Origin of the sequence: Kluyvera genomosp. 1 (assembly GCF_001266615.1) — a bacterium.
Lineage (GTDB): Bacteria > Pseudomonadota > Gammaproteobacteria > Enterobacterales > Enterobacteriaceae > Kluyvera > Kluyvera cryocrescens_A.
In genome coordinates this window covers 45,657-51,996 of record NZ_LGHZ01000035.1, presented here as the reverse complement: position 1 = coordinate 51,996, position 6,340 = coordinate 45,657, and the positions used below count along the sequence as shown (strand labels likewise).

4 protein-coding genes are annotated in these 6,340 nt (G+C 55.1%); 1 reads left to right on the top strand and 3 read right to left on the bottom strand.

The window, feature by feature from the left end; translation table 11 throughout:
- Positions 1-215 precede the first annotated feature (215 nt).
- The gene (gene hrpA / locus KP80_RS17865) at positions 216-4,118 is read right to left on the bottom strand and encodes an ATP-dependent RNA helicase HrpA (RefSeq protein WP_052284974.1); all 3,903 of its coding nucleotides are present in this window, start codon (positions 4,116-4,118) and stop codon (positions 216-218) included.
- 200 nt (positions 4,119-4,318) lie between these two features.
- Between hrpA and azoR the strand changes: the two genes are divergently transcribed.
- Complete coding sequence (gene azoR, locus KP80_RS17860) at positions 4,319-4,921, top strand: FMN-dependent NADH-azoreductase (protein WP_052284973.1); 603 nt, start codon at positions 4,319-4,321, stop codon at positions 4,919-4,921.
- Positions 4,922-4,968: 47 nt separating this feature from the next.
- Here the strand turns inward: azoR and KP80_RS17855 are convergent, their stop codons facing one another.
- Together KP80_RS17855 and KP80_RS17850 are read right to left on the bottom strand one after the other, a co-directional pair.
- Positions 4,969-5,388, bottom strand: a complete 420-nt coding sequence (locus KP80_RS17855) for a GFA family protein (RefSeq protein WP_052284972.1) — start codon at positions 5,386-5,388, stop codon at positions 4,969-4,971.
- Positions 5,389-5,399: 11 nt separating this feature from the next.
- Positions 5,400-6,266, bottom strand: coding sequence for an aldo/keto reductase family oxidoreductase (locus KP80_RS17850; protein ID WP_052284971.1), 867 nt, complete (start codon positions 6,264-6,266; stop codon positions 5,400-5,402).
- Positions 6,267-6,340 lie beyond the last annotated feature (74 nt).

Sequence of the window (6,340 nt, the reverse complement as noted above, 5' to 3'; positions counted from 1 at the left end):
AAGCTGAGGGAACCGCGAAGCGGCGATTCTGCCGCCAGAGCCTGGGGGTGCAGGGGGCGGCGGCGATTGGCCGCCCCCTGCGCGCTCCTTGCGCCATTCAAATTAAATGACAGGAAATAAATAAGGAGCGCAATCGGCTGGAAAGCTCAACGGAGTTTGATGCTTAACCGCCCAACATCAAACGTAAACCGCCTAAATCCCGCCAGCCCTCTGCTTTAAACAACAATCTGCTCCATCGCCTGCAGGATACGCTTATCGGAGATTGGATACGGCGTACCGAGCTGCTGTGCGAAGAAGCTGACTCGCAGCTCTTCAATCATCCAACGGATCTCTTTTACGTCTTCATCCTCCCGACGTGCTGGCGGCAGCTTGTTCAGCCACTGCTGCCACGCCTGCTGAACGCTCTCCACTTTCAGCATCTGCGCACGATCGCGGTGCGGGTCAACCGCCATTTTCTCCAGACGTTTTTCAATCGCCTGCAAGTAACGCAGCGTATCGCCCAGACGACGGAAACCGTTGCCGGTGACAAAACCGCGATACACCAGGCCATTCATCTGTGCCTTGATATCCGACAGCCCCAGCGCCATGGTCATGTCCACGCGCCCTTTCAGCCGCTTGTTGACGTTAAACACTGCGGTGAGAATCTGCTCAACCTGCTTGGCTATGCCTACCACCGTTTCGTTGAGATCGGCACGCACTTTGTCATGCAGCGCAGCAAATCCTGCTTCGGTCCATACTGGGCCGCCCGCCTCGTCAATCAGCTTATCGACACCGCAGGAGATGCAGTCGTCAATCAGATCCAGCACTTTACCGTACGGGTTAAAGTAGAGACCCAGCTTGGCTTTGTTCGGCAGCTTCTCGTGCAAATATTTAATCGGCGACGGAATATTGAGCAGCAACAGGCGACGCAGGCCGCGCCACATCATCTGCTGCTGTTCCAGCTCGTTATCGAACAGTTTGATCGCCACGCTGTCACGCTCATCCACCAGCGCCGGCCAGGCTTTCACCTTATAGTTTCCGCGCTTTTGTTCATAGCGTTCTGGCAAGTCGCCAAAGCTCCAGATGTGCAGGCCGTTTTGCTCGATACCGTCATCGGCAACGGAGGAAAGTGTCTCCTGAACTTTGCCTTTCAGCGCGTCTTTCAGATCCTGTAAAACACGCCCTTCCTGCAGCTTCTTGTTTTTGTCGTCAACGACCCGGAAGGTGATTTTAAGGTGATCGGGTACCTGATCCCACTGCCAGGCATCGCGCTCAACGGTGACGCCGGTCATCCGGCGCAGTTCGCGCTCCAGCGAATCCAGCAGCGGCAATTCCAGCGGCGTCACGCGCCCTAAGAAGGCTTCTGCATAGTTTGGCGCGGGCACAAAATTACGCCGAACCGGTTTTGGCAGCGATTTAATCAGCGCGATAATCAGTTCACGACGCAGCCCAGGAATCTGCCACTCAAACCCAGCCTCTTCCACCTGGTTTAACAGCGGCAGCGGGATATGCACCGTGACGCCATCGGCATCGGCGCCCGGTTCAAACTGATAGGTCAAACGCAGCTTCAGGTTGCCCTGATGCCAGAAGTTCGGATAGTCCAGCTTGCTGACCTGCTCCGCGCCTTCTTTAATCAGCATGCTCTTTTCAAAGTTGAGCAGATCCGGCGTTTCACGGCTGGCCTGTTTCCACCACTTATCGAAGTGGCGCGCGGAAATCACGTCATGGCTGATGCGCTGGTCGTAAAATTCAAACATCGTCTCGTCATCCACCAGGATGTCGCGGCGGCGCGATTTATGCTCCAGCTCTTCAATTTCACTGCGCAACTTTAAGTTGTCGCGGAAGAAGGCGTGACGGGTTTGCCAGTCACCTTCCACCAGCGCATGACGAATAAACAGCTCGCGGCACAACGCTGGGTCAATCTGGCTATAGTTGACCTTACGCGCTGCCACAATCGGCAAGCCGTAGACCGTCACTTTTTCGGTCGCCATCACCGCACCCTGCGCGCGCTCCCAGTGCGGTTCACTGTACGAACGTTTGATCAGATGCTGAGCGACCGGCTCAACCCATTCCGGGTCGATGCGCGCGGCGATGCGGCCCCACAGACGGCTGGTTTCCACCAACTCGGCAACCATCGCCCATTTCGGCGGTTTTTTAAACAGACCGGAGCCTGGGAAAATCGAGAAACGGGCGTTACGCGCGCCGGTAAACTCCTGCTTATCCGTATCCTTCATGCCGATATGCGACAGCAGGCCGGTCAGCAGCGCGACATGGATTTCACGGTATTCCGCCGGTTCACTGTTCACCGGAATGCCCAGCTCTTTCACCACCTGGCGCAGCTGGGTGTAGATATCCTGCCATTCGCGCACGCGCAGATAGTTGAGGAAATCCAGCTTACACTGACGGCGGAACTGGTTCGACGACAACGCTTTTTGCTGTTCACCGAGATAGTTCCACAAATTCACAAAGGCCAGGAAGTCAGACTCTTTGTCGTGGAAACGCTGATGTTTCTCATCCGATGCCTGCTTTTTGTCCATCGGACGCTCACGCGGATCCTGGATGGAGAGCGCCGAAGTGATAATCATCGCTTCGCGTACGCAGCCATGTTTTTGTGCTTCCAGCACCATGCGCGCCAGGCGCGGGTCAACCGGCAACTGACTCAACTGGCGGCCTAGCGGCGTCAGTTTATAAGCCGTTTGCTGTTCGTCGGTGGTAATAGCGCTCAGTTCTTCGAGTAGGCGTACACCGTCCTGAAAATTGCGCTTATCCGGCGCTTCAACAAACGGGAACGCGGCAATATCTCCCAGCCCCAGCGCGGTCATCTGCAGGATAACGGAAGCCAGGTTGGTACGCAGAATCTCGGGATCGGTAAATTCCGGGCGCGACAGGAAATCATCTTCTGAATACAGACGAATACAAATCCCTTCCGACACACGGCCGCAGCGGCCCTTACGCTGGTTTGCCGACGCCTGTGAAACCGGCTCAATTGGCAGACGCTGCACCTTGGTGCGATAGCTGTAGCGGCTGATACGCGCGGTACCAGGGTCAATCACGTATTTGATGCCCGGTACGGTGAGCGAGGTTTCCGCGACGTTGGTGGCCAGTACGATACGACGCCCACTGTGCGACTGGAAAACGCGGTTTTGTTCACTGTTCGACAAGCGTGCGTACAGCGGCAAAATTTCGGTATGCCGCAGGTCGCGCTTGCTGAGCGCATCGGCGGTGTCGCGAATTTCGCGCTCACCGCTCATAAAGATCAGAATATCGCCTGCACTTTCACGGCCCAGCTCATCGACAGCGTCAAAAATGGCCTGCAGTTGATCGCGTTCGGTATCGTCAGCCTCTTCGACAATCGGTCGATAGCGAACTTCAACCGGGTAAGTACGACCGGAAACCTCGATAATTGGCGCATTATTAAAGTGGCGCGAGAAGCGTTCCGGATCGATGGTTGCCGAGGTGATGATGATTTTGAGGTCTGGCCGACGCGGCAGCAGCTCGCGCAGGTAACCGAGCAGGAAATCGATGTTCAGGCTGCGTTCGTGCGCTTCATCGATAATAATGGTGTCGTACTGCATCAACAGACGGTCCTGCTGGATTTCGGCCAGCAAAATCCCGTCGGTCATCAGCTTCACCATGGTGTTATCGCTGACGTGATCGCTAAAACGCACTTTATAACCGATGCAGCCGCCCGGCTCGGTTTTCAACTCTTCGGCAATACGGTTGGCAACGGTACGAGCGGCCAGACGACGCGGCTGGGTATGGCCGATAAGACCTTTAATCCCGCGCCCCAGCTCCATACAGATTTTCGGCAGCTGGGTGGTTTTCCCTGAACCGGTTTCCCCCGCCACAATAACCACCTGGTTGTCGCGCACGGCTTCAAGAATGGCCTGTTTTTTCTGGCTGACGGGTAGATTTTCCGGGTAATCAATCACCGGACGCGCGGCTTCACGCAGCACGACTTTACCGGCAGCCTGTTCAATTTCTTGCGCCATCTCCTGAATAATGGCCTGTTGAGCATCAGGATTTTTAACCTTTTTAACGCCGTGTAATCGGCGGGCAAAGCGCAGTTTATCCCGCAGCATCAGCGCATCAAGGCGCTGGTTCAGCATCGCAAAGGTGATTTTTTCTTGTTCTGTCATAGTCTTATCGGGCAGCTTACTGCCAGGAAAAAGCTCTTATAAAGTATGGTCCTAGCGTACCACATTTGTGTATTTCATGCCTTGTTCAAAAAAACTGACAATAGAATTCGATATATTGCGCTATCCCTGTGGCAGGAATGTGAATAGAGTGTCATCAAGCAACAGGGCAACGCCCGTCAATCAAATATAAGGAATTACCTATGAGCAAAGTATTGGTTCTGAAATCCAGCATCCTGGCAGGCTACTCTCAATCAGGTCAGCTGTCCGACTATTTTGTTGAACAGTGGCGCGAAAAGCACTCCGCTGACGAAATCACCGTCCGTGACCTGGCTGCGAACCCAATCCCAGTGCTGGATGGCGAACTGGTCGGCGCGCTGCGCCCAAGCGACTCCCCGCTGACGCCACGCCAGCAGGAAGCACTGACGCTCTCTGACGAGCTGATTGCCGAGCTGAAAGCACACGACGTTATTGTTATCGCAGCACCAATGTATAACTTCAACATCCCAACTCAGCTGAAAAACTACTTCGACCTGATTGCTCGTGCAGGCGTGACTTTCCGCTACACCGAGAAAGGTCCAGAAGGTCTGGTGACCGGCAAACGCGCTATCGTTCTGTCCAGCCGTGGTGGTATCCATAAAGATTCCCCAACTGACCTGATCACCCCATACCTGAACGTGTTCCTGGGCTTCATCGGGATCACCGACGTGAACGTCGTCTTCGCTGAAGGCATCGCTTACGGTCCAGAAGTCGCGACTAAAGCCACTTCCGACGCGAAAGCGGCGATCGACAGCCTGGTGGCGTAATCGTCCCCAGTTAGAAAAAACCCTGCTTAATCGCAGGGTTTTTTGTTTTATTGCTCAGCCGATTTTTTCTCGTAGCGTAGAAAACCGACCACCCCACCACCGCCATCCTTCGGATGATTGACCCCGTCGTGCACTTCCACACAGGGAAAATCAAACGGTGATACGCCCTCAATACACGCCACATTAATGCCGTACTGCTGCGGATTAGAACGCCGCTGATGGAATGGATAAATACCGCACACCGAGCAGAAGTAATGCACCGCCTCGCCGGTATTAAAGCGATATTCTGTCAGCTTGTCCTGCCCGCGTAACAAAGTCATACCCGACAGCGGCGCGGACACGGCCACCGCACCACGCATCCGGCAATAAGAGCAGTTACAGCGCCGTATCGTATTGAATCCGTCGCTAAGCTCAACGGTAAATGCCACGGCACCACAGTGACATTGGGCGGAGAGTTTTTTAGCCATGGCGTCTCCCGTTAGCCCTTAGCAGCAATACCGTCGAGCGCCGCCAGCGTTTCTGCCGACAGTGTCAGCTGCGCCGCTGCCATATTTTCCCTCAGGTGCGCGACCGAAGAGGTCCCAGGGATCAGCAGGATATTCGGCGAGCGGTGTAGCAGCCAGGCCAGAGCCACCTGCATTGGTGTCGCGCCCAACGATGCCGCGATATCATTCAGCGTTGACGATTGTAGCGGTGAGAAGCCCCCCAGCGGGAAGAAAGGTACGTAGGCGATACCGTCACGCGCCAGCGCATCAATCAGCGCATCATCACCGCGATGGGCAATGTTGTATTCGTTTTGCACACAAACAATATTCGCCACCTTGCGCGCCTCGGCCACTTGGGTTGGCGTCACGTTACTGAGTCCGATATGCTTCACCAGCCCCTGCTGCTGCAGTTCGGCCAATACGCTAACCGAGGCCTCAATTGAGCCTTCGCGCGGCGCATGACCGTCGCCAATCATTACCCGCATATTGACCACATCCAGCGCATCGAGACCAAGATTGCGCAGGTTATCATGCACCGCCTGTTTCAGCTCCGCCGGTGAGAAGGCCGGAAGCCAGGACGCATCATCACCGCGTCGTGCGCCGATTTTAGTGACGATCACCAAATCATCGGCGTATGGATGCAGCGCTTCACGAATGATTTGGTTGGTGACATGCGGGCCGTAGAAATCGCTGGTATCAATATGGTTAACGCCCAGCGCCAGTGCTTCACGCAAGACATCAATCGCTGCATGACGGTCCTTTGGTGGGCCAAAGACGCCGGGGCCAGCTAACTGCATCGCCCCGTAGCCGAGGCGATTAACAAAGTGAGAACCAAGGGAAAACGTGCCGTACTGGGTCATAACGTCCTGCCTGTTGCATCATGATGAATGTGACAGACAGTATAGGAACGCTAATGCCGGGATAACTGTGCTTT

Coding starts and splice junctions, on each gene's coding strand:
- hrpA (WP_052284974.1), bottom strand. CDS start 4,118: ATGACAGAACAAGAAAAAATCACCTTTGCGATGCTGAACCAGCGCCTT.
- azoR (WP_052284973.1), top strand. CDS start 4,319: ATGAGCAAAGTATTGGTTCTGAAATCCAGCATCCTGGCAGGCTACTCT.
- KP80_RS17855 (WP_052284972.1), bottom strand. CDS start 5,388: ATGGCTAAAAAACTCTCCGCCCAATGTCACTGTGGTGCCGTGGCATTT.
- KP80_RS17850 (WP_052284971.1), bottom strand. CDS start 6,266: ATGACCCAGTACGGCACGTTTTCCCTTGGTTCTCACTTTGTTAATCGC.